Raw genomic sequence first — 21,437 nt, 5'->3', positions numbered from 1 at the left:
ATAATGGGAACTTTCCCGAGCCCCCTGGCTCGAACTTCCCATTCGTCCCCATCGCGGAGCCCCGACCGGCCATGATTCTTTAAGCCCTCCCCCTGATCCTCCTTGCCGCAACACGCGGAAAAGGCGTCTCACCGACCCGGAGAGCTTTCCATGGCCCAGTCATTGCACGCGCCGCCTCAGGCGCATTCCCCCAATTCGCCGACGTCGGCGAACCCCCAACCGCCCGCGGCCTCGCCCTTTCTCAGCCTGCACCACCTGAGCCACGTGCTGCCCGATGGCCGCGTGCTGCTGGATGACATCAGCCACGACTTCGCCACGGCGCGCCACGGCCTGATCGGCCGCAACGGCGTGGGGAAATCGTTGCTGCTGCGGCTGCTGCACGGTGAATTCCCGCCGCAGTCCGGCCGCATCGTGCGCCACGGGCAGATCGCCTACGTGCCCCAGACGCTGCCCCGTGAAACCGGGGTGACACTGGCCGACGTGGCCGGCATCGCCGCGATCCTGCGCGCGCTCTCGAATCTGGAATCCGGCAGCGCGCGGCAAGAAGACTTCGATCTGGCCGACGGCCATTGGCTGATCCGCGAGGAATGGGCGCGAATGCTGACGGACGCCGGCCTGCCCGCCTGGGCGCCCGAGCATCCCGCCAGCGCGGCAAGCGGCGGCGAGCTGACCCGGGTGGCGCTGGCCGGCGCCCTGCTGCATGCCCCCGACGGCCTGCTGCTGGACGAACCCAGCAACCACCTTGATGCGCGTGCACGCGGTTGGCTGATGGAGCGGATCGCCGCCTTCCGCGGCGGCCTGATCGTCGTCAGCCACGACCGCGCCCTGCTGGACGCCATGTCGCACATCGTGCAACTGGCGCACGGCACGCTGGCCGGGCACGCCGGCAATTACAGCGCGTGGCGTGAGCAGCACGACCGGCAAGCCGCGGCCGCTGAAGCCGCGCTGGCCCATGCCCGCCACGAACGCGACGCCGGCCTGCGCGCCTTGCGCCAGCAACACGATGCGCAGCAGCAGCGCAACGCGCGCCACGCTCGCCAGGCGCGCGACACCAATCAGGCGCCCATCCTGCTGGGCATGAAAAAGGCAAACGCCGAAGGGCATGCGGGTCGGGAACGCTTGCGCCGCGAGCAAGCCCGCGCCAGCCTGGATCAAGCCGTCAACGCCGCCGTGGCCCGTGTGGCCCCATCGTCGGACGTGGCGCTGGCGTTGCCGCAGACGGCGGTGCCGACCGGCCGCCGGGTCTTGCATCTGGAGGACGCCATTGCGCCCTATCCAGAAGACGCCCGCGCGGTGAGCCTTACGCTCTCCGGCCCGTTCAGGCTGGCGGTCCAGGGACCGAACGGCTGCGGCAAGAGCACCCTGCTGGCGATGCTGGCGGGCGAACTGGCGCCGCAACGGGGCGTGTGCGACGTCCGCGTCCCCACGGCCCGACTGGACCAGCGTGCGTCAGGGCTGCCGCAGGACCGTTCGCTGCTGCAGACGTTGGACACGTCGGGCGCGGCGCTGCCGGAAGGCGAACTGCGCAGCCGCCTGGCGCTGCTGGGACTGGGTGCCGCGCAGGTGCAGGCGCCGTCCGCGACACTCAGCGGCGGCGAACGCATCAAGGCAGCGCTGGCCTGCGCCCTGTGGCGCCAGCAGCCGGCCCAACTGCTGTTGTTGGACGAGCCCACCAACCATCTGGATCTTGCATCCGCGCAGGCGCTGGAAGACGCCCTAGCGGACTACCCCGGCGCCATGGCCGTGGTGTCGCATGACGCGGCCTTCCTGGAGGCGATCGCGCCAACGCATACGCTGACGTGGACGCCGGCCGGGTGGCGCCTGACGGAACGGGACTAGCCGGCGGCGGCAAACAACTGACAGCGATCACGCGGGCCTGCCTTATTCCTGCGGGTTATCCCGAATGCCTCCATATCGACAAATCGTCAATAATTCGCCAACATTTTGTCATCGATCCGTCCCTCAGCTACCTTGTCCATGTCCGTATCCGTCCGGGACGCCATTGTTTCCTCCGCCCATCTCGCCTCGTCCGCCCCGGAGCTGTCCGAGGTGGAATTCGGCCTGATCATCGCGTCCCACGCCTTCAACCGCTGGATGGTGCGCTGCATGGCGTGCGCCGGCTTGCCCGAACTGACCTCGCTGGACATCCTGGTGCTCAACCACGTGTTCCATCGCGGCCGAGGCAAGAAGCTGGCGGACATCTGCTTCACGCTGAATGTCGAAGACACCCACCTGGTGAACTATTCGCTGAAGAAGCTGGAACGGCTGGGCGTGGTCCAAAGCGCCAAGACGGGCAAGGAAGTGATCTACACGACCACCGAAGCCGGCGCCGCCGCGATCCAGCGCTACGCCGAAGTGCGCGAGCAATGCCTCGTCAAATCGTTCATCGACTCCCCCGCCGCAGACGACGCCAACCACCAGTTGGCCAACACCCTGCGCACCCTGTCGGGCCTGTATGACCAGGCTGCCCGCGCCGCCACCTCGCTGTGAGAATCCACGTTGTCTAGCACTACTGCCTCTTCGTCCGCCCCGTTGCTGTCCGTACGCGGCGTATCGGTTGATTTCAATACCGACAACGGCGTGTTCCGCGCCGTCGACGGCCTGGACTTCGATGTCCGGCCCGGCAGGACGCTGGCAATCGTCGGCGAATCGGGCTCGGGCAAGTCCGTCACGTCCATGGCGATCATGCGGCTGACCGACTATACGAGCGGCCGCATCGCCACGGGCCAGATCCTGTTCCGCGACAACGATGGCCGCGAGACCGACCTGACGAAGGCCACCGACGAGCAGATGCGCGCGATCCGCGGTAACGACATCGCGATGATCTTCCAGGAACCGATGACCTCGCTGAACCCGGTCTTCACGATCGGCGACCAGATCGTCGAGGCCATCATGCTGCACCAGCAGCTGTCCCGGTCCGCCGCCCGCCAATCGGCGCGCAAGCTGCTTGAGAAGGTACGCCTGCCGGACGCCGAGCAACTGCTGGACCGCTATCCGCATCAACTATCCGGCGGCATGCGCCAGCGCGTGATGATCGCGATGGCCCTGTCGTGCCAGCCGCGCCTGCTGATCGCCGACGAACCAACCACCGCGCTGGACGTGACCATCCAGGCGCAGATCCTGAACACCATCCGCGAATTGCAGCGCGACCTGGGCACTGCCGTCATCTTCATCACGCACGACATGGGCGTGGTGGCCGAAATGGCCGACGACGTGGTCGTAATGCTGCGCGGCAAGAAGGTCGAGCAAGGCACCGTCGACGAGATCTTCAACGCGCCCAAGCATCCCTATACCCGCGCGCTGCTGGCCGCCGTGCCGCGGCTGGGCAGCCTGACCGGCAGCGACCTGCCGCTGCGCACGCCGCAGACCGTGCTGGATGGCGACACCCTGCGCGAAGTGGGCGAAACGCGCGAACAGGACACGGCGCGCTACGACGAACCGGTGCTGCGCGTTGAAAAACTGACCACCCGCTTCGATGTGGGCCACAACCTGTTCGGCCGCGTCACGCACCGCGTGCATGCCGTGGAAGAAGTGAGCTTTGACGTCTACCCGGGTGAAACGCTCGCGCTGGTGGGCGAATCGGGCAGCGGCAAATCCACCATTGGCAAGACCCTGCAGCAGCTCGTGGCCCCGACCTCCGGCGCGGTGCGCTACAACGGCCAGGACATCTTTTCGATGGACGCCGCGGGCCGCCAGCGCCTGCGCCAGGAAATCCAGTACATCTTCCAGGATCCCTACGCGTCGCTGGATCCGCGCAAGACGGTGGAGTTCAGCATCGCCGAACCCATCCGTACGCACGGCCTCCTCGCCGGCGACGCCGCCATTGCCCGCCGCGTGGGCGAACTGCTTGAGCAGGTGGGCCTGAAGCCCGAACACGCCAAGCGCTATCCGCACGAATTCTCGGGCGGCCAGCGTCAGCGCGTCTGCATCGCGCGCGCCCTGGCCAGCAACCCCAAACTGATCATCGCCGACGAATCCGTGTCGGCGCTGGACGTGTCCATCCAGGCGCAGATCCTGAACCTGCTGATGGACCTGCAAAAAGACCGCGGCCTGTCCTACCTGTTCATCACGCACGACATGGCGGTGGTGGAAAAGGTCAGCCACCGCGTTGCGGTGCTGTATCTGGGCCAGATCGTGGAACTGGGCACGCGCCGCCAGATCTTCGAATCGCCGCAACATGCCTATACCCGCAAGCTGCTGGCCGCGGTGCCGGTCGCTGAACCCGGCCGCCACATCGACACGTCGTTGATCGAAGGCGAAATTCCCAGCCCGGTCCGCCGCGTGGGCGACGAACCCGCCATCATCCCCCTGATCGAATTCGCGCCCGGCCACCAAGTGGCCCGGGCGGCTTGAATCCCCCTTTTTCCCTCGGCCCGACCCGACTTCCCGTCCCTGGAGCGAACATGCAATCCCTACGCACCACCTTCACCGCCGCCGCCCTGACCCTGGCGCTGGGCGGCGCGCTGCCCGCCGTCTTCTCGACCGCGCATGCCGCGGGCACGCTCAGCGTGGCCATCAACCAGGACCCGGGCAGCTGGGATCCGATCGACACCTTCGTGACCTTCTGGGGTTCCGTGGGCGGCAACCTGTACGACGGCCTGACGATGCGCGGCGCCGACCTGAAGCTGCAGCCGGGCCTGGCCACCAGCTGGGAATACCTGGACGAGAACAAGCGCCTGCGCTTCAAGCTGCGCGAAGGCGTCAAGTTCCACAACGGCGAACCCTTCAACGCGGAAGCGGTGAAGTTCACCTTCGACCGTCTGCTGGGCGCGGAAGGCGCCAAGGGCCCGCAAAAGTCCAACTACGACTCGATCGGCGAGGTCAAGGTCGTGGACGAGCACACCGTCGACTTCATCCTGAAGCAACCCGACCCCGTGCTGCTGACTAAGCTGGCCGGCTACGGCGCCATGATCGTGCCGCCGAAGTACATCAAGGAAAAGGGCGAAGACTTCTTCAACACGAACCCGGTCGGCACCGGCCCGTTCAAGTTCGAAAGCTACCAGCCCAAGGTCAATGTGACGCTGGCGCGCAATGACGAATACTGGGGCGGCAAGCCCAAGCTGGACAAGGTCGTGTACCGCTTCATCGGCGAACCCGGCACCCAGGTCGCCGAGCTGCAAGCCGGCCGCATCGACATCGCCACGCTGATCCCGCTGGGCCTGATCGACACCGTGAAGAAGTCCGGCAACGCCGACGTGATCTCGACCGGCGGCCCCGTGGCCTTCGCCCTGCGCTACAACACCAAGGGCGGCATCACCCAGAACCGCGACGTGCGCCGTGCGCTGATCATGGCCGTCGACCGCGAAGCCATCGTCAAGCAGCTGCTGCTGGGCCAGGCCAAGGTCATCGCCAGCTTCCAGGGCCCGCAGTCCTTCGGCTACAACCCCGAACAGAAGCCCCTGCCGTTCAACCCCGCCGAAGCCAAGAAGCTGCTGGCCGCGGCCGGCGTGAAGCCGGGCGCCACCGTGCAGATCGACGTGCGCGGCAGCGACTCGAACTTCCGCGAAGTGGCCCAGGCCGTGTCGGGCTACCTGCAAGCCGTGGGTGTGCGCGCGACCATCAAGCCGTACGAAACCGGCGTGCTGCTCAATGACATCATCCCGGGCGGCAAGACGGGCGAAATGTGGCAGAACCAGTGGGGCGGCTGGACGTACGACTACGACAACACCGCCTACCTGATGTACCACACGGGCCAGAAGTGGAACCCGTACGACAACGACGCCAAGCTCAACGGCATGCTGGAAGCGCAACGCACCGTCTACGACGTGAAGAAGCGCGAAGCCATGCTGCAGGAGATTGCCGGCTACGTGGCCGACCAGGCGCTGGAACTGCCGCTGTACAGCCTGAACACGATCGTGGGCGTGAACAAGCGCGTGAAGAACCTGGAAGTCCCCGGCGACATCCGTTTCCGCTTCCTTGAAGCCAGCGTAGATTGAACCCACCCCCGAAGCGCTCACGCGCTTCCCCCTCAAGGGGGCATGCCTAAGGACCGGCGGAGCCGGCTCCTTGGCATCCCACTGGCACTGTGCCCCTTGTGAAGCAATAACATTACCGACCTGTCCCGGCGCAAGCCGGGGCGGCGCCTTATGACCGGATTTCTCATTAAACGCGTGTTGCAGGCGGTCTTCGTGATCGTCGCCGTGACGCTGCTTGTCTCCTATGCCGTGCGCCTGACCGGCGACCCCGCGCTGATGCTCAGCCAGGGCTCGGGCAGCGTCACCGAACAGGACCTGGCCAACATCCGCCAGGCGCTGGGCCTGAACCGCCCCTTCCACGAGCAATACCTGTCGTACATGCAGGGCCTGTTGCACGGCGACTTCGGCCGCAGCTTCATGGGCGGCACGTCGGTCGCCAAGCTGATCGGCGACGCGCTGCCCGCGACGCTGATGCTGGCCTTCACGTCGCTGATCTTCTCGATCCTGATCTCGCTGCCGCTGGGCATCCAGGCGGCCATCAAGCGCGGCAAGACCACCGACCAGGCCATCCGTATCCTGTCGCTGGTGGGGCTGTCGTTCCCCAACTTCTGGCTGGCGCTGATGCTGGTGCTGCTGCTGTCGATCACGTTCCCGCTGCTGCCGCCTTCGGGCTGGAGCGGTCCGGCCAGCCTGATACTGCCGTCCTTGACGATGGCCATCATCCTCAGCGCCACCAATATCCGCCTGGTGCGCACGACCATGCTGGAAACGCTGTCGGCCCAATACATCATGGTGGCGCGCAGCAAGGGCTTGAAGGAACGCGTGGTGCTGTACAAGCACGCGCTGCGCAATTGCGCGATTCCGCTGATCACCTACCTGGGCCTGCAGTTCGGCGGCCTGATCGGCGGCATCGTCGTCATCGAGATGGTGTTCAACTGGCCCGGCCTGGGCACGCTGGCGTTCGACGCCATTTCCGGCCGCGACTACCCGGTGCTGCAAGGCACGGTCACCGTGCTGGCCACCGTCATCGTCCTGGTCAACCTGATCGTCGACATCGCCTATGGCATCGTCGATCCCCGTATCCGCACGCGGTAAGCATCATGCAGACAACCACCCCCACCGCCGCCGCTCCCAAGCCCTTCAAGCCGCGCAGCCGCTACCGTTCGCTGGAATTCGTGCTGGGCGCCCTGCTGACCGGCGTCATGGTCCTGCTGGTGCTGACCTCCGGCTGGCTGTTCCCGGACGGCGGCGAATCGATGGACCTGGCCGCCCGCCTGATGGCGCCCTTCTCGTCGGCCGCACATCCGTTCGGCACCGACCCGCTGGGCCGCGACGTGCTGGCCCGCGTGATCGTCGGCGGCAAGATTTCGCTGATGGTGGGCTTCGCGTCCGTCCTGGGCGGCGCCCTGCTGGGCATCATCATGGGTCTGATCGCCGGCTACTACCGCGGCTTCTGGGACATGATCGTCATGCGTTTCGCCGACGTGCAGCTGGCGCTGCCCTTCATCCTGGTGGCGATCACGTTCATCGCCATCCTGGGCGGCGGGCTGTTCAACGTCATCTTCTTCATGATCGTGTCGCAATGGGTGCAATATGCGCGCCTGGTGCGGGCGCAGGTCCTGGCGCTGCGTGAACGCGAGTTCGTGCTGGCCGCCCGCGCCTTTGGCGTGCGCGATCTGGCGATGATCCGCCACCACATCGTGCCCAATCTGCTGGGTCCGCTGGTGATCCTGATGACCTTGAACGTGGCCAACAACATCCTGCTGGAAAGCAGCCTGACCTTCCTGGGCCTGGGCGTGGATCCGATGATCCCCAGCTGGGGCGGTATGCTTGCAGATGGCCGCACCTACATGCAGACCGCATGGTGGGTCAGCGTCTTCCCGGGCCTGGCGATCATGCTGACCGTACTGGGCCTGAACCTGCTTGGCGACTGGCTGCGAGACCGCCTGGACCCCACCGGTAAGGTGTAAAGCACAAATGCCCCGCAAGGGGCATTTTTCCCATTGCCGGATGACGAAAGAACTCCGAAGGAACACAAAGCATGTCTTTGCTGGAAAAAACATTCGACCGCACGCTGGACGCCTGGACCCACGCCTACATGGCGCCCGCCTGGCGCGGGGCGGTCGTGGAAGGCTGGCTGTTTGAGGGCGTGGACGCCCGCCGCGCGGCGGAAGCCCGACTGGCGCAGGCGGGTGTGACGGCGCGCTTTCGCAGCGCGTACAAACCGCTGGTGCATTTCTTCCTGGAAGACGTCGAACGCGAGGGCCTCGTGTCCGCCCTCGTGCGTTACCCGTTGCACGAGCATGCCCAGGCCAAGCGCTTCACGCTGGAAGCCTACCCGCTGGTCGCCCTGATGGAAGGCGTGCGCGTGGTGATGCAGGCCGGCGCATCCGACCTGCACTATGACGTCACGCTGACCTACGCCGATGGCCGCAAGGTAGAGACGCGCGTCTTCGCCCCCAACCAGCTGGGCCAGGCCCAGGACGGCAAGCCTGAACTGTCGCCCACCGGCTGGCTGCGGGTGCGCGACGCCGACGGCCAGGTGCAGACCGACGCCGCCCAGGCCACCGAATACCAGCAAGTGTTCCGCAGCATCGTCGACACCGTGCGCAACCACCCCTGGGGTGCGCACGAGCCGTATTTCGACCGCCTGGAAATCCGCGTCGACCTGCCGGGCATGGACTTCGCCCTGCCCGTGGACGAAGAAATCGTCAGCACCTTCGAAGCGCTGCACGAGGATGTGTATTTTTCGTTGCTGGAACATTTCCAGCACCACTCCGGCCGCCCCTCCGGCGACCGCGGCCTGCAGCCCGGGCAGATCATTCCCGATATCCGCCGCCATGACGGCGCCGCGCGCGTGCAGATTTCGGTCGAACCGTTCGAGGCGCCGGCGCCCGTTGTTGCCTCGCCGCTTGACGCCGCGCTGGACCAGCGCCGTGAACCTCTGACGGCCGGCCAGATCGCCGGCTGCATGGCGGCGTTCGGCGGCGATGCATTCCAGGCCGTCTCCCGCCAGGGCCGCCCGGTGCTGGGCACCTATGTGCGCGGCCCCGGCCCCGCCGTCTTCATTTCCGGTGCGCAGCACGCTAACGAAACCTCCGGCGTCGTGGGCGCCCTGCGCGCGGCGCAGACGCTGGCCGCCCGCGGCAACGCCCACTTTGCGCTGATCGCCGCCGAGAACCCGGATGGCTACGCGCTCTTTAACCGCCTGCGCGAACACCATCCGCGCCACATGCTGCACGCGTCGCGCTACAGCGCCCTGGGCGACGACATCGCCTACCGCGAACACGCCCCATTCTTCGAACGCGACGGCCGCCACCAGGCCCACGCAATCAGCGGCGCGCAGTTGCACATCAACCTGCATGGCTACCCCGCGCATGAATGGACGCGTCCGCTATCCGGTTACCTACCCCGCAATTTCGAACTGTGGACGGTCCCCAAAGGCTTCTTCCTGGTGTTGCGCCATCATCCGGGCTGGAGCGAACGCGCGCGCCGCCTGATCGAGGGCGTGACGGCCCGGCTGGCCCGCAATGTACCGGGGCTGGTGGAATTCAATGCGCGCCAGTTGGAACTCTTTCATGCGCACGCGCTCGAATCCGGCTTCGACGTGTTGAACGGCATTCCGGTGCAGATCACCGAGAGCGATCGCGAAGAGCTGCCGCTGGCGCTGATCTCGGAGTTTCCGGATGAAACCGTGTACGGCGACCGCTTTGTTTTCGCGCATACTGTGCAAATGGAAACCGTCCTGGCGGCTACCGAGCTGTACCGTTCAGGACTGTAGGCAGGATGAAGGCGCGGCGGCCAAGGACCGCGGCGCCTTTGGACAAACAGAATCAATAAGAAAATGAATATCCGAGAACGCAATCACGGCGACGACCTGGTCCTGGCGGACATCTGGCTCCGTTCAGTGCGCGCCACGCATTCCTTCCTGACCGAAAAAGAAATCCAGGCCATGTATCCGCAGGTGCTCAACACCTACCTGCCATCGGTACGCGTGTGGGTCTGTGAAGACGATGCCGGTGAACTCGCCGGTTTCATGGGCCTGTCCGGCAACAAGGTGGAAATGCTGTTCGTGGACGCCAACAAGCGCGGCAAAGGCGCCGGCCGCCGGCTGCTGAACTTCGCGCGTTCGCTGCACGGCACCCTGCTGGTGGATGTGAACGAACAGAACCCGCAAGCCCACGGCTTCTACAAGCACTACGGATTCGAAGACGTGGGCAGGTCGGCCCAAGACGACGCGGGCCGACCGTTCCCGATCATCCACATGAAGTTGGCGGGTTGACCTGCACTTCGTGGCGGGCGCGCCAGGCTTTCAGCGCCTCGCGGTAGGCTTCCATGGCCTCGTCATAGCGGTCGTATACGCAGGGGATGCAACCGCTGTTGCAGCATTCCTCGGGCGCGGGGCGCTCCGGCGGAACGGGCTGCGGGTCGTTGTCTTCGGGAAGGATCGTCGTGCTCATGACGCAATGTTAGCGCCGATCCGCCCGCCCTCAGGCACTGGCTGGCGCGTGGGCGGCCCGCCATTCCCTGCGCCGGATTTCATAGCGGACCTTGGCGCTGGCATCGTCGCCTCCCGTTTCGCCCACATACCGCAAGCCGGTCTTTTCCATGACGCGGCGAGACGCCGCATTGGAGCGCAGCGCCACGGCTGACAGTACGTCCACCGGCAACAATTCGAACCCCATTTCGATCAGCGAGGCGGCGATCTCGCCCGCGTAACCCTGCCCCCAGCAGTCGGGCTGGAAGGCGTAGGCAAGCTCGATGGCGCCGTAGTCGCCGGACACGGTGTACTTCAGGCCGGCACGGCCCGCCAGCGCACCCGTGTGGCGATCTTCCAGCACATACATGCCATACCCGTACTCGTCCCAATGCGAGACGTTCTGCGCCACGTAGAGCCGGCTGGCGGCCGCATCACGCGTGCCGCCCATCGTCTCCATCAGATCGGCGTTGGCGTGCATGTCGGTGATGAACGGCAGATGCCCCTGCCGCATGCGCTGCGCGCGCAGCCGGGGAGTCAGGAAAATGTCAGGAAACACGGATTGCGGCATGACAAACGGGCCTATGAGGTGACGGCTCCATCATAGCGTCGCCGGGCCGCTACCGGCATCCTGTCTGCCGGTGCGACCCGTGTCTTACGCCGCCGTCGAAGCCGAAAACGGTACCCGGCTTACTTGGGCGGAAGCGCGCGCGCCGCCAACGGTGGATCAGCCTTCAGGATGTCGAAAATGCGCTTGCCCACGCGGCCGTCCTGCGGCAGGTTGCGGCGCTCTTGCTCGGCGCGCACCGCGTCGCGGGTCTTGGCGCCGGGAATGCCGTCCGCCACGCCGATGTCATAGCCGCGGCCATAGAGGTCTTCCTGCAGTTGCTTGATCTCGGCGCGCGACAGGCCGGGATCGTCCGTGGGCCAGGCCGCGACGATGCCAGGGCCGCCCTGCAAGCGGTTCAGCAGCAGCGACACGGCCAGGCCGTAGCGGCGCGACTGGTTGTAATGCAGGATGGCGTCGAAATTCACCGTGGCCAGGAACACCGGGCCCTTGGCGCCGGTGGGCGCAAACAGATAGGCCTGCTCGTCGTTGCCCGACGGCAGCTTGAGCACCGAGCCGTCGCCTTGCTTCAAGCCTGCCTGGGCCCATTGCGCGATGCTGCGGCGGTCTTGCGAACCCACGTACTCCGCATCGGGCTCGGGCGGAATCGCGGCGGCGATTTCAGCCGGCACGCGCACTTCCACGACAGCCGGCAGGCCATGCGTCCACTTGGCGCGGCGCTTGCGCAAATGGTTGGCGGTGGAGGCCAGCGCATCGGGCAGCGAGTTGTAGAGGTCGATGCGGCCATCGCCGTCGCCGTCCGCGGCCAATTCATAGAACGAGGTCGGGATGAACTGCGTCATGCCGAATGCGCCGCTCCAGGAACCCACGAAACTGTCGGCGGGGACCGTGCCGTCGCGCAGCAGGCGCACCGAGGCGTAGGCGTTCTTTTCCCACAGCGTCTTGTTTTCGGTGCAGGCGCGCGTCAACCAGGCGTTGAGCACGTCGGTCTTGCCGATCTGGCGGCCGTAGTTCGTTTCGATACCGAAGATGGCGACGAGCGTGGCCGGATCCACCTGATACTGCTGGCCGATCGCATTCAGTTGCGGCCCGACCTTCTTCATCACGGCGCGGCCGTCGTTGACGCGTTCATCGTCGACCGTCTTGGCGATGTAGTCCCACCAGCTTTCGCGCCCTTCCGGCTGGCCCTTGGCGGATGCCACGGTCGTCGGCAACAGCTTGGCGTTGGCGGTGTACTTGTCCCAGTCGGCCACCGTCAGGCCGTTTGCCGTGGCGCCCTTGCGCAGCTTTGCGATGCACGCCTTGGTGTCCAGTTCGGTCGGGATGATGACCGTGGGCGCCGCGGCAGGCTCCGTTGTGGCCGTCGCGGCGGGTACTTGGGTCGGGGCCGGGGCCGGGGTCGCCGTGGCGGCCGGAACCTCTGTGGCCGCGGGCTTTTTCGCCGCCTCTTGCGCGGCCGTCACATCGTCGAAGGAGCGCTTGGGCGTCAAGGCCGGTTGCACCGGCGCCGGGGCGGGCGATTGGACGCGCGAACCGGTCGCCGACTCGGGCGATTGCGCGTGGGCGGCGCTGGCGGCTGCCGCCATCACGGCGGCAGCCAGCAAGGCGCGGGAAAAGGTATCGATTCGAGGGCCTGAGGAACGCTGGCGCATGGTAATCCTGAAAAATCGAAGTCAGGCAGGATCGTACCGCGACCAGCCGCCGAAATCGAACCGCGCGCCGTCGAACCGCAACCTGGCGCTAGGCGCCCCGCTTGGCCAACAGCGCGGCCGGCGGCTCGCGCAGCACGCGCAGGCAGACGACCATGGCAATCACGCTGAACAAGGCAAAGCCCAGGCTCTGCCCCAGCATCACCCCTTCGGGCCCGCCGTAGTGCGCGCCCAGCCACACGAACGGCAAGGTGCCCAGGGTGGATCGCAGCCAGCCGATGACCGTGGAATAGGTGGCGTAGCCCAGGTTGTTGAACACCGCGATCGACACGAAGAACAGGCTGTTCACCGCCCAGGCGAAGCTGCCGTAGCGGCAGAAGAAAATGATCAGGTCGCGGCCCGGGCCCGTAACCTGGAACACGTCCGGCACCCAGGGCGCCAACACCGCCAGCACCGTGGCCGCGGCAAAGCCGTAGCACAACGCCCAGCGCGCGGTCAGCCTGACCGTCTGTTTCACTCGCTCCCACTGCCCCGAACCCAGGTTCTGCCCAAGAATGGGGCCGATGGCGCCGGGCAGCACGAAGAACAGCGAGTAGGCCAATTGCAGCACACGGTCCACCACCGTGGCGCCCGCCATGACACTGGGGCCGAAGCCCGCATACGTCGAGACGGTGAAGATCACCGCCGCGGGCGTAGCCAGCGTGGTCAGGGCAGCAGGCAGCGCAATCTTGCCGATTGCCGCAAGGTCGGCCTGCAGTGCGCGCCATGCCGGCCAGGCCACCAGACGATGCTTGCGCAACACCAGCCATGCGCCCAGCGCCACCGTGGCCAGGCGGCCCACGCCGCTTGCCCAGGCGATGCCTTCCATGCCGCCATCCAGCACGAAAATGACGATGGGATCCAGCGCGGCCACCGTGGCGGTGCCCGCCAGCAGCACCCACATGGACTGGCGGCCGTGACCCGCCGCGCGCAGCAGGTTCGACAGCATCATGCCCACCCCCATCACCACCGCGAAGGGCGTCGTGATCAGCACATACGACAGCAAGTGGCCACGCACGTCTTCCGCCAGGCCGATGGCCGCGGTAAACGGCCCGATCGCCGCCAGGAAGATTGCGCCGGCTGCCACCGCCGATCCCGCCATCAGGATCAGCGACGCCCCGGCCAGCGTCCGCGCGCGCCGCGCATTGCCGGACCCCAACGCACGCGACACCAGCGCCGCGCCGCCCACGGTGACGCCGATGCACACCGACGTGATCGTGAACTGCGTCATCGACCCGAAACCGACCGCGCCCAGCACGGCTTCATCTTTCAACGTGCCCAGGTAAAACAGCGACAGGAATTCCACCGCGAAGACGGCCAGCATGCTGGCCCAGCCCGTCAGGATCATTTCCAGCACATGCGGGCCCAGGGGCCCGGACACGAAGCGGGCGCGCGGATCGGCGGCAGGAGCGTCCAAGGCCCGCCCTACCGCAGCGCAGGCTGCTCGCGCAGCTGCCGCAAACGCTCGATGGCGTCTTCGTACCCTTGCGAGGCTGCCGCCTCGTACCAGCGCAGCGCGGCCTCCCTATCGACCGGCTCAAGCATCATGGCCTGCATGAACTGGGCGCCAGGATTGCCGCGCTGCGCGTCGGCCAGCAAGGCGCGTTGGGCCATGGCGTCCTGGCGCGGCGACTCGCCGTAGATGTGCGTGTCGCCACTCAATTCCCCCTCGACCTGATGGCGCAGCGAAGGCGGCGTGTGCGCGAACTGATGCCGCCAGAACAATGCGGTCAGCATCAAGGCGACAAGCAGGAAGACAATAGAGATGGACAGGCTTTTACGGCTCATGGATAGCGTAGGTTGAGGGCGACCACAGCCGCCCGAACGTGAAAGACAAGCCGGCAACAGGAACCGCGCTTACCGCGCGGCCGGCGCGAACCAATACTGGAACACACGGCCTTCGTTGGAATACCAGGGCAAGAGGCCAATGGAATCGGATTCGCTCCGCACGGTCACCAGCAGGCCGCCGGCCTCGGGGCGAAACAGCGCCACATGCCGCCGCACGCCCATGGATTCGTACTGGCGCCAATCGTGCCGCACGCTGACCCACAGCCGGCCCTGCGCGCAACCGGTGTGCCGGCGAATGCCGTCCGGCACGCCGGCCCTGGCATCGTGAGCCAGGGCGGCCGTATCCTGCGCGCCATTCAGCTCAGGCAGATATGCGGCCGACCGTGCCCCACGCCCGTCAAGCGCCAGCACGTCCCATCCGCCCGCCGCGCGCGTGAAGGCCACGGTCGCTGCGGGCGTCGACTGCCATTCGGGCAGCACAGGGTCGCGCATGCCCTGAAGATCCAGCGGGTAGATGAGGAAATTGCGCAAATCGTTCAAGGATTTTGCTTCGCGGTCGCCCGAGCGGTATTCGCCCTGCGCCTGGTACGTGCCCGTCAAATCCGGGCATTGCGTCGGGTCCGACGGCAGCACTACGGGCGTACCGTCCCGGAAGGGCGGCCACTTGACGGAGACCTCGTCCACCTTGGCGACGCCGCATGCGCTCAAGGCCAGCGCCATCAGCCCCGCGCCGGCAAGCCGGATCGTCCGTCGCGCGCCCAATACCGCTGCATTCATGACTGTCTCCCTACGAGCCGGCTTGCGGGCCGCTCCCACTGGCGTGCCCCGCGTTATTCGTTGTTTTGCCTGGCGACGAACTATATCCGAATCCCGCGCCGTCGTTGCCAAGCGCCCGGCGCGGGAGAATAATCGGCACATCCCCTCCGACCGCGCGCCATGACACCCTTCCGAGGCAAGCTCCGCATCCGGCACCTGGAAATCGTGCTGACCGTCTCTGAATTGGGCAACCTGTCCAAGGCGGCGGCGCAGTTGCACAGCACGCAGTCCGGGCTGTCGCGCGCGATCGCCGAGATCGAAGAGCTGGTGGGCGCCCGCCTCTTCGAACGCACAGCCAAGGGCACCACCTGTACGCCGCTGGGCGAGGCCATGTGCCGGCATGCCCGCCTGCTGTTGACCGACTTCCGTAAAGCCGAGATCGACCTGGCTGCCATGTCGCGCGGCGACGAAGGCAGCCTGACCGTAGGGTGCTTTTCGATGTTCGCCGGCTGGCCGGTCGCCCAGGCCGCGCGCGCCTTTCGGCAAGCCTATCCGCGCATCACCCTGACTATCGAGATCGGCACGCACGAACGCCTGATTGAAGACCTGGACGCAGGCGGCGTGGACGTGCTGATCAGCCGCTTCTCGTCCACGGTCAATCCGCAGATCTACCGTTCCACTACCTTGCTGGAGGACCAAGTGGTGCTGGCCTGCGCCACCGGCCATCCGCTGGCGGGGCGCACCGGCACCACGTTGGCGGACTATGTGGCCTACCCGTGGATCACTGCGCTGCCGGGCAGCCGCATCCGGGGCGAACTGGAAATGTCCCTGCGCAAGGCCGGACTGGCGATTCCGGATATGATCGGCGCCCTATCCCTGGAATTCGGCCGCGAAATACTGCTGGATGGGCAGTATCTATGGATGCTGCCGGGCAGCGTGGCCGCCGTGCGCCAGGCCCGCGGCGAACTCTTCGTGCTGCCGGCCCGCCCCGCCATCGGAAAATCGCCCCTGGCTGCCATCTGGCGCCGCGACCGCCCCAGTACGCTGCAGGCCCGCGCCTTCACCGAGCAGGTCGAACGCGCCATCCAGGCAGACAACATCGCACTGGCCGCGTAGGCGCACGGCCTCTGCCTTTGCATCACCCATTTTTATCGGAGCACCCATGTACGACTGGCTCAACACATTGCCCAAGGCGGAACTGCACCTGCATCTGGAAGGCTCGCTGGAACCCGAGCTGCTCTTCCGGCTGGCGCAACGCAATGGCGTGGCGCTGCCCTGGCCCGACATCGATGCCCTGCGCGGCGCCTACAACTACGGCAACCTTCAGGAATTCCTGGACCTGTATTACCTGGGCGCGGACGTGCTGCGCACCGAGCAGGACTTCTACGACCTGACCTGGGCTTATCTGCTGAAGTGCCGCGAGCAGAACGTGGTGCACACCGAACCCTTCTTCGACCCGCAGACCCATACCGACCGCGGCGTGCCATTCGCCGTTGTGGTCAACGGCATCCGCCAGGCGTTGGATGACGGCCGCAAGCAGTTGGGCGTGACCAGCGGCCTGATCCTGAGTTTTCTGCGCCACCTGCCCGAAGAGCAGGCCATGCGCACCCTTGACGAGGCCCTGCCCTTTCGCGACGCCTTCATCTCGGTCGGCCTGGACAGCAGCGAAAAGGGCTTCCCGCCGCGTCTGTTCCAACGGGTGTTCGACCGCGCCCGCGCGGAAGGCCTGCCGGCCGTGGCCCATGCGGGCGAGGAAGGTCCGCCCGAGTACATCTGGGAAGCGCTGGACCTGCTGAAGGTACTGCGCATCGATCACGGCGTGCGCGCCGCCGAAGACCCGAACCTGATCGCCCGCCTGATCGACGAACAGATCCCGCTGACCGTCTGCCCCTTGTCCAACACCCGGCTGCGCGTGTTTGAACACATGCGCGACCACAACATCCTGACGCTGCTGGACGCGGGCGTGAAGGTCACCGTCAATTCCGATGATCCGGCCTACTTCGGCGGCTACGTCAACGAGAACTTCCATGCGCTGTACGAGCACCTGGGCATGACCCAGGCGCAGGCGCAAGCGCTGGCCGACAACAGCCTGGACGCCCGAATCGCCAAATAGGCGGCACGTGAACCCTGCAACGCCCCGGCCATGCGGGTTGCGCATGGCAATGTTCAAAACCGGCATGGCTGCCCTGCCCCGATCGTCCCTACCATAGCCCCACGGCTGCGGCGCCCTCCGGACGCCGGCCGCACGACAACGATGCAAGGGGCAGGATATGAATCAACCCGTTCAGGCGGTGCTGCGGGCCGGCACCCTGACTGGCATGCGCGATGCGGGCGGCATCTGCCGCTATAGCGCCATTCCTTATGCGCAGGCGCCCGTGGGCAACCTGCGCTTCGCGCCGCCGGAGCCCGCGGCATGGCGCGGCGAGTTCGACGCCGCGCGCCCGGGTCCCGTGGCGCCGCAACTGCCCTCGCGGCTGCGCGGCGCCATGGGCGATTTCGATGCCCCGCAATCCGAAGACTGCCTGCACCTGACCGTGTGGACGCCCGGCGCGGACCGCGCGCGGCGGCCCGTGGTGGTGTGGCTGCACGGCGGCGCCTGGCAAAGCGGCGGCGGCGCGCTGGACTGGTACGACGGCGCGCGCCTGGCGGCCCGGGGCGACCTGGTGGTCGTGGCCGTCAACTACCGCCTGGCCGCGCTGGGCTGGCTGTACGTGCCCGCGCAAACGGCCAACATGGGCCTGCTCGACCAGGAAGCGGCCATCGATTGGGTGCTGGAGAACATCGAGGACCTGGGCGGCGACCCTGAACGGATCACGGTCATGGGCCAGTCGGCGGGCGCGTCCTCGATCTGCGCCATGCTGGCGCGGCAACCCCGCTTCTCGCGCGTCATCTTGCAAAGCGCGGCGCTGGGGCGCGGCTTTCGCAGCGCCGCGCAGGCCGACGTGCTGGGACAGGCGTTTCTGCAAGCCGCAGGCGTCGACTCTCTGGACGCGGCACGCGGCTTGCCGGTGTCCGCCCTGCTCGCGGCGCAGCAAGCCCCTGCCGTGCAGGACGTGCTGCGCGCCGAAGGCAGCAGCCGCAGCCAGTTCTGCCCGGTGCTTGACGGCCAGGTGCTGCCGCAGGACATCGCGCCTGCGCTGAAGCAGGGCGCCTCCCGCGCGGACGTGCTGGTGGCTTATACCCGCGACGAGATGGCCGCCTTTCCCGGCCACACGGCCGATGCGGACGGCCTGCAGGTGGGCGAGCAGGTCTTCGGCGCGCCCTCGCGCCAATGGGCCGAGGACGCCGTTGCGCAAGGCCGGCAAGCCTGGCTGGCGCGCTTCGACGTCGCGCCGACCGCGCGCTTCGGCGCCTGCCACTGCATCGAACTGCCGTTCGTCTTCGACACCGTGGACACCTTTGCGGCCGCCCCCATGCTTGCCGGATTGCCCGAGGCCCACGCCGCCCAACTGACGCGCCGCACCCAGGACGCCTGGATCGCCTTCATCCGGGGCGATGCGCCCGGCTGGCCGATGGCGCCACACCAGCACATCCAGGCCTGATTCCGCGGCCAACGCACACACCAACAACACAAGGGGAATTTCATGTTCAAGCAAACTGCGCTGGCCCTCGCGCTGGTCACGCCATTGGCCGCCGCGGCCGCGTATCCCGACAAGCCGGTGAAGATCATCGTGTCCAACCCGCCCGGCGGACCGGTGGACGTGATGCTGCGCGTGCTGGCCAGCAAGCTGGGCGCCGCCTGGGGGCAGCCGGTGGTGGTGGAGAACCGGCCAGGCGCCTCCGGCATCATCAGCACCAGCGCCCTGGTCAAGTCCGCGCCCGACGGCTACACGCTGGGCATGGTGGTGGCGTCCACCGTGACGATCGTGCCGTTCGCCGTGGATGCCCTGCCCTTCGACACGCAAAAGGACCTGCAGCCGATTTCGCTGGTGGCGCGCACCCCGTTCATCTTCATCGTCGCCAAGGAAAGCCCGATCAAGACCTGGGAAGACTTCGTGCGCGAAAGCCGCGCGCGCAACCTGAGCGTGGGCTCGTTCTCGATCGGCACGGCGTTTCATCTGGTGTGGGAACAGACAGCCCGGCGCGCCGGCATCAAGGCGCTGTACGTGCCGTCGTCCTCGTCCGGCAAGACGCAGAACGACCTGATCGGGGGCCAGCTGGATGTGGGCCTGGACGCGCCCTCCAGCGCCAAGGGCCTGATCGACAGCGGCCGCCTGCGCGCGGTGGCCATCACCAGCCCGGAACGATTCGGCGGCCTGCCCGACACGCCGACCTTGAAAGAGTCCGGCCTGGACTATGCGCCGCAACCCTGGATCGGGCTGATGGCGCCCGCCGGCGTTCCCAAGGACCGCGTCGCGCTGATCCAGAAGTCGGTGTCCGACATCCTGAAAGACCCGGCGATGCGTGCGCAGATGCAGACGCTGGGCATGATCCCCATCGGCAGCACGCCGGAGGAACTGGGCGCCACGATCGACGCAGACCGGACCGAGATGGCGCCGCTGATCAAGGAACTGGGCATCAAGCTGCAATAGGCGTCACCCCCTTGGCAAGCGCCGCACCGGTGGCGGCGCTTGCCGGATGGTATCGAGAATGCGTTCTTTTCAATTGACCGACGGTCAGTCGATAATTAGAATGATCTTTTCCCTAGCCGGTTTCTTCCATGCACCCCTCCCGCCGCCGCGCCCTCGTCCTGGCCGTCAACCTGGGCAGCTTCATCACCATCCTGGACATCAGCATCGTCAACGTAGCATTGCCGACCATGCAGGCCGCGCTGCGGATCGACATGGCAGGCCTGCAATGGGTGGTGGACGCCTATGCGCTGTTCCTGTCCGCCTTCATGCTGTCGGCGGGGCCGTTGGGCGACCGCTATGGCCGCAAGCGTTCGTGGCTGGCGGGCGTGCTGTTGTTCACGGTGGGTTCGGCGCTGTGCGGGTGGGCGACCACCCTGCCCGTGCTGCTGGCCGGGCGCGCCGTGCAGGGCGTGGCGGGCGCGCTGCTGATCCCCGGCGCGCTGTCGCTGCTGACGCAAGCGTTTCCCGATCCCAAGGCCCGTGCGCAGGCAATCGGTGTGTGGGCGTCATGCAATGCGATTTCCCTGATCGTGGGGCCGATGCTGGGCGGCCTGCTGGTGGCGCATCTAAGTTGGCAGAGCATCTTCCTGATCAACCTGCCGGTCGGCGCGCTGGCCATCGCGCTGGGCGCATGGGGCATCCAGGAAAGCGCGAACCCCGAGCACGCGGCATTCGATCCGGCGGGCCAGGCGCTGAGCGTGGTGTGGCTGGGCGCGCTGACGTACGGCCTGATCGCCGCGGGCGAACACGGCTGGGGGGCGGTGGACGCGATGGCCTCTCTTTGCGTGGCGGCCGTGGGGTTGGCCGCATTCCTCGTCGTCGAACATCGCGCGGCGCGGCCGCTGTTGCCGCTGGCCCTGTTCCGCGACACCGGCTTTGCCACCACCAACTTCGCGTCTTTCGTGCTCGGCTTTTCCGGCTACAGCAGCCTGTTCTTCTTTTCCCTGTATCTGCAGCATGTGCAGGGCCTGTCGCCGCTGGCGGCGGGATGGCGGATGGCGCCGCAGTTCGTCGCGGCCGGACTGGTGTCCACGGTGTTCGGCCGCCTGAATGTTCGCTTCGGCCTGCCGCGGCTGATGGTCGCGGGCTATGGCCTGATCGGCGTGGCCATGCTGGGCATGATGCGGTTCGAGGCGCACACGCCCTGGCTCGAGACCGGATCCCTGATGGTGATGCTGGGCCTGGGCATGGGGCTGGCGGTGCCGTCGACCAGCATGGCGGTCATGGCCACGGTGCCGCGCGAACGCTCGGGCATGGCGTCCGCCACCATGAATGCGCTGCGCCAGACGGGCATGACGATCGGCATCGCGCTGCTGGGCGCACTGATGAGCGGGCGCGCGGTCGACGCGTTGACGCGCACGCTCGCCCACGCCGGCGTCAGCGATGCGCACGGCGTGGCGCGCGCCGCCGTCACGCGGCATGTGATGCCCGAGCAGCCGGCAAGCGTCGCCGCGTGGTTCGCCGATGCGCTGGCCGGCGGCTTTCACGCCGCGATGCTGATCGCGGGCGGTGCATCGGTGGTGGCAGCCTTGCTGCTGTGGGTCGTGGCGCGCGGCGCAAAACCCGCGCTGCACGCCGCCTGAACGTGCGATTTCGGCGTTCGGAATTCCACCTTTCGGAATCAAACGGAGCGGATTTTAAGCATCCGTAACAAAGCTGCCGGCCGCGCGGCGC

At 66.9% G+C, this 21,437-nt stretch carries 19 protein-coding genes; 13 read left to right on the top strand and 6 right to left on the bottom strand.

The window, feature by feature from the left end; all coding sequences use genetic code 11:
- The first annotated feature begins 150 nt into the window (after positions 1–150).
- The 8 genes from AC3WMU_RS01720 (at position 151) to AC3WMU_RS01685 (ending at position 10,197) form a co-directional block, all read left to right on the top strand.
- Entirely contained in the window at positions 151–1,839 is a 1,689-nt protein-coding gene (locus AC3WMU_RS01720; protein WP_492281695.1) for an ABC-F family ATP-binding cassette domain-containing protein, read from the top strand.
- 138 nt (positions 1,840–1,977) lie between these two features.
- Positions 1,978–2,490: a winged helix DNA-binding protein gene (locus AC3WMU_RS01715; protein WP_035213506.1), complete on the top strand. Its 513-nt coding sequence runs from the start codon at positions 1,978–1,980 to the stop codon at positions 2,488–2,490.
- Between the two features lie 9 nt (positions 2,491–2,499).
- A complete protein-coding gene (locus tag AC3WMU_RS01710) occupies positions 2,500–4,353 on the top strand; it encodes an ABC transporter ATP-binding protein (protein WP_035213505.1) in 1,854 nt (617 codons plus the stop codon).
- Between the two features lie 50 nt (positions 4,354–4,403).
- The gene (locus tag AC3WMU_RS01705; protein ID WP_006225780.1) at positions 4,404–5,936 is read left to right on the top strand and encodes an ABC transporter substrate-binding protein; all 1,533 of its coding nucleotides are present in this window, start codon (positions 4,404–4,406) and stop codon (positions 5,934–5,936) included.
- Between the two features lie 150 nt (positions 5,937–6,086).
- Positions 6,087–7,010 carry an ABC transporter permease gene (locus tag AC3WMU_RS01700; protein WP_006225779.1) on the top strand — a complete coding sequence of 308 codons (924 nt, stop codon included), beginning with the start codon at positions 6,087–6,089 and terminating at the stop codon, positions 7,008–7,010.
- A 5-nt stretch (positions 7,011–7,015) separates the two neighbouring features.
- Positions 7,016–7,885, top strand: a complete 870-nt coding sequence (locus tag AC3WMU_RS01695; protein ID WP_006225778.1) for an ABC transporter permease — start codon at positions 7,016–7,018, stop codon at positions 7,883–7,885.
- A gap of 71 nt (positions 7,886–7,956) precedes the next feature.
- The gene (locus tag AC3WMU_RS01690) at positions 7,957–9,696 is read left to right on the top strand and encodes a M14 family metallopeptidase (RefSeq protein ID WP_454677362.1); all 1,740 of its coding nucleotides are present in this window, start codon (positions 7,957–7,959) and stop codon (positions 9,694–9,696) included.
- Between the two features lie 63 nt (positions 9,697–9,759).
- Positions 9,760–10,197, top strand: coding sequence for an acetyltransferase (locus AC3WMU_RS01685; RefSeq protein WP_006225776.1), 438 nt, complete (start codon positions 9,760–9,762; stop codon positions 10,195–10,197).
- Here AC3WMU_RS01685 and AC3WMU_RS01680 read toward each other — a convergent pair.
- From AC3WMU_RS01680 to AC3WMU_RS01655, 6 genes are all read right to left on the bottom strand, one after another.
- A complete protein-coding gene (locus tag AC3WMU_RS01680) occupies positions 10,172–10,375 on the bottom strand; it encodes an oxidoreductase-like domain-containing protein (protein ID WP_006225775.1) in 204 nt (67 codons plus the stop codon). The two genes, AC3WMU_RS01685 and AC3WMU_RS01680, sit on opposite strands and share 26 nt — an antisense overlap.
- A 30-nt stretch (positions 10,376–10,405) precedes the next feature.
- Positions 10,406–10,963 carry a GNAT family N-acetyltransferase gene (locus AC3WMU_RS01675; protein ID WP_006225774.1) on the bottom strand — a complete coding sequence of 186 codons (558 nt, stop codon included), beginning with the start codon at positions 10,961–10,963 and terminating at the stop codon, positions 10,406–10,408.
- A gap of 119 nt (positions 10,964–11,082) precedes the next feature.
- The gene (locus tag AC3WMU_RS01670) at positions 11,083–12,612 is read right to left on the bottom strand and encodes a lytic murein transglycosylase (protein ID WP_492281694.1); all 1,530 of its coding nucleotides are present in this window, start codon (positions 12,610–12,612) and stop codon (positions 11,083–11,085) included.
- Positions 12,613–12,700: 88 nt separating this feature from the next.
- Positions 12,701–14,065, bottom strand: a complete 1,365-nt coding sequence (locus tag AC3WMU_RS01665; RefSeq protein ID WP_454677363.1) for an MATE family efflux transporter — start codon at positions 14,063–14,065, stop codon at positions 12,701–12,703.
- A gap of 8 nt (positions 14,066–14,073) precedes the next feature.
- Positions 14,074–14,436: an SEL1-like repeat protein gene (locus AC3WMU_RS01660; protein ID WP_006225771.1), complete on the bottom strand. Its 363-nt coding sequence runs from the start codon at positions 14,434–14,436 to the stop codon at positions 14,074–14,076.
- A 69-nt stretch (positions 14,437–14,505) separates the two neighbouring features.
- On the bottom strand, positions 14,506–15,213 hold the full coding sequence (locus AC3WMU_RS01655; RefSeq protein WP_492281693.1) for a hypothetical protein: 708 nt from the start codon (positions 15,211–15,213) through the stop codon (positions 14,506–14,508).
- A gap of 159 nt (positions 15,214–15,372) precedes the next feature.
- Here AC3WMU_RS01655 and AC3WMU_RS01650 point away from each other — a divergent pair, with 159 nt between their 5' ends.
- The 5 genes from AC3WMU_RS01650 to AC3WMU_RS01630 all read left to right on the top strand — a co-directional run bounded on the left by AC3WMU_RS01650 (position 15,373) and on the right by AC3WMU_RS01630 (position 21,346).
- Positions 15,373–16,308: a LysR family transcriptional regulator gene (locus AC3WMU_RS01650; RefSeq protein WP_424624924.1), complete on the top strand. Its 936-nt coding sequence runs from the start codon at positions 15,373–15,375 to the stop codon at positions 16,306–16,308.
- A 46-nt stretch (positions 16,309–16,354) separates the two neighbouring features.
- Positions 16,355–17,305, top strand: a complete 951-nt coding sequence (locus AC3WMU_RS01645; protein WP_492281692.1) for an adenosine deaminase — start codon at positions 16,355–16,357, stop codon at positions 17,303–17,305.
- Between the two features lie 157 nt (positions 17,306–17,462).
- Entirely contained in the window at positions 17,463–18,734 is a 1,272-nt protein-coding gene (locus tag AC3WMU_RS01640; RefSeq protein WP_492281691.1) for a carboxylesterase family protein, read from the top strand.
- A gap of 42 nt (positions 18,735–18,776) precedes the next feature.
- Positions 18,777–19,724, top strand: coding sequence for a Bug family tripartite tricarboxylate transporter substrate binding protein (locus AC3WMU_RS01635; protein ID WP_088588923.1), 948 nt, complete (start codon positions 18,777–18,779; stop codon positions 19,722–19,724).
- 128 nt (positions 19,725–19,852) lie between these two features.
- Positions 19,853–21,346, top strand: coding sequence for an MFS transporter (locus AC3WMU_RS01630; protein WP_492281690.1), 1,494 nt, complete (start codon positions 19,853–19,855; stop codon positions 21,344–21,346).
- Positions 21,347–21,437 lie beyond the last annotated feature (91 nt).

The organism is Achromobacter sp. FW305-C-13, from assembly GCF_058783475.1.
This window is presented reverse-complemented; position numbering and strand designations above follow the sequence as displayed.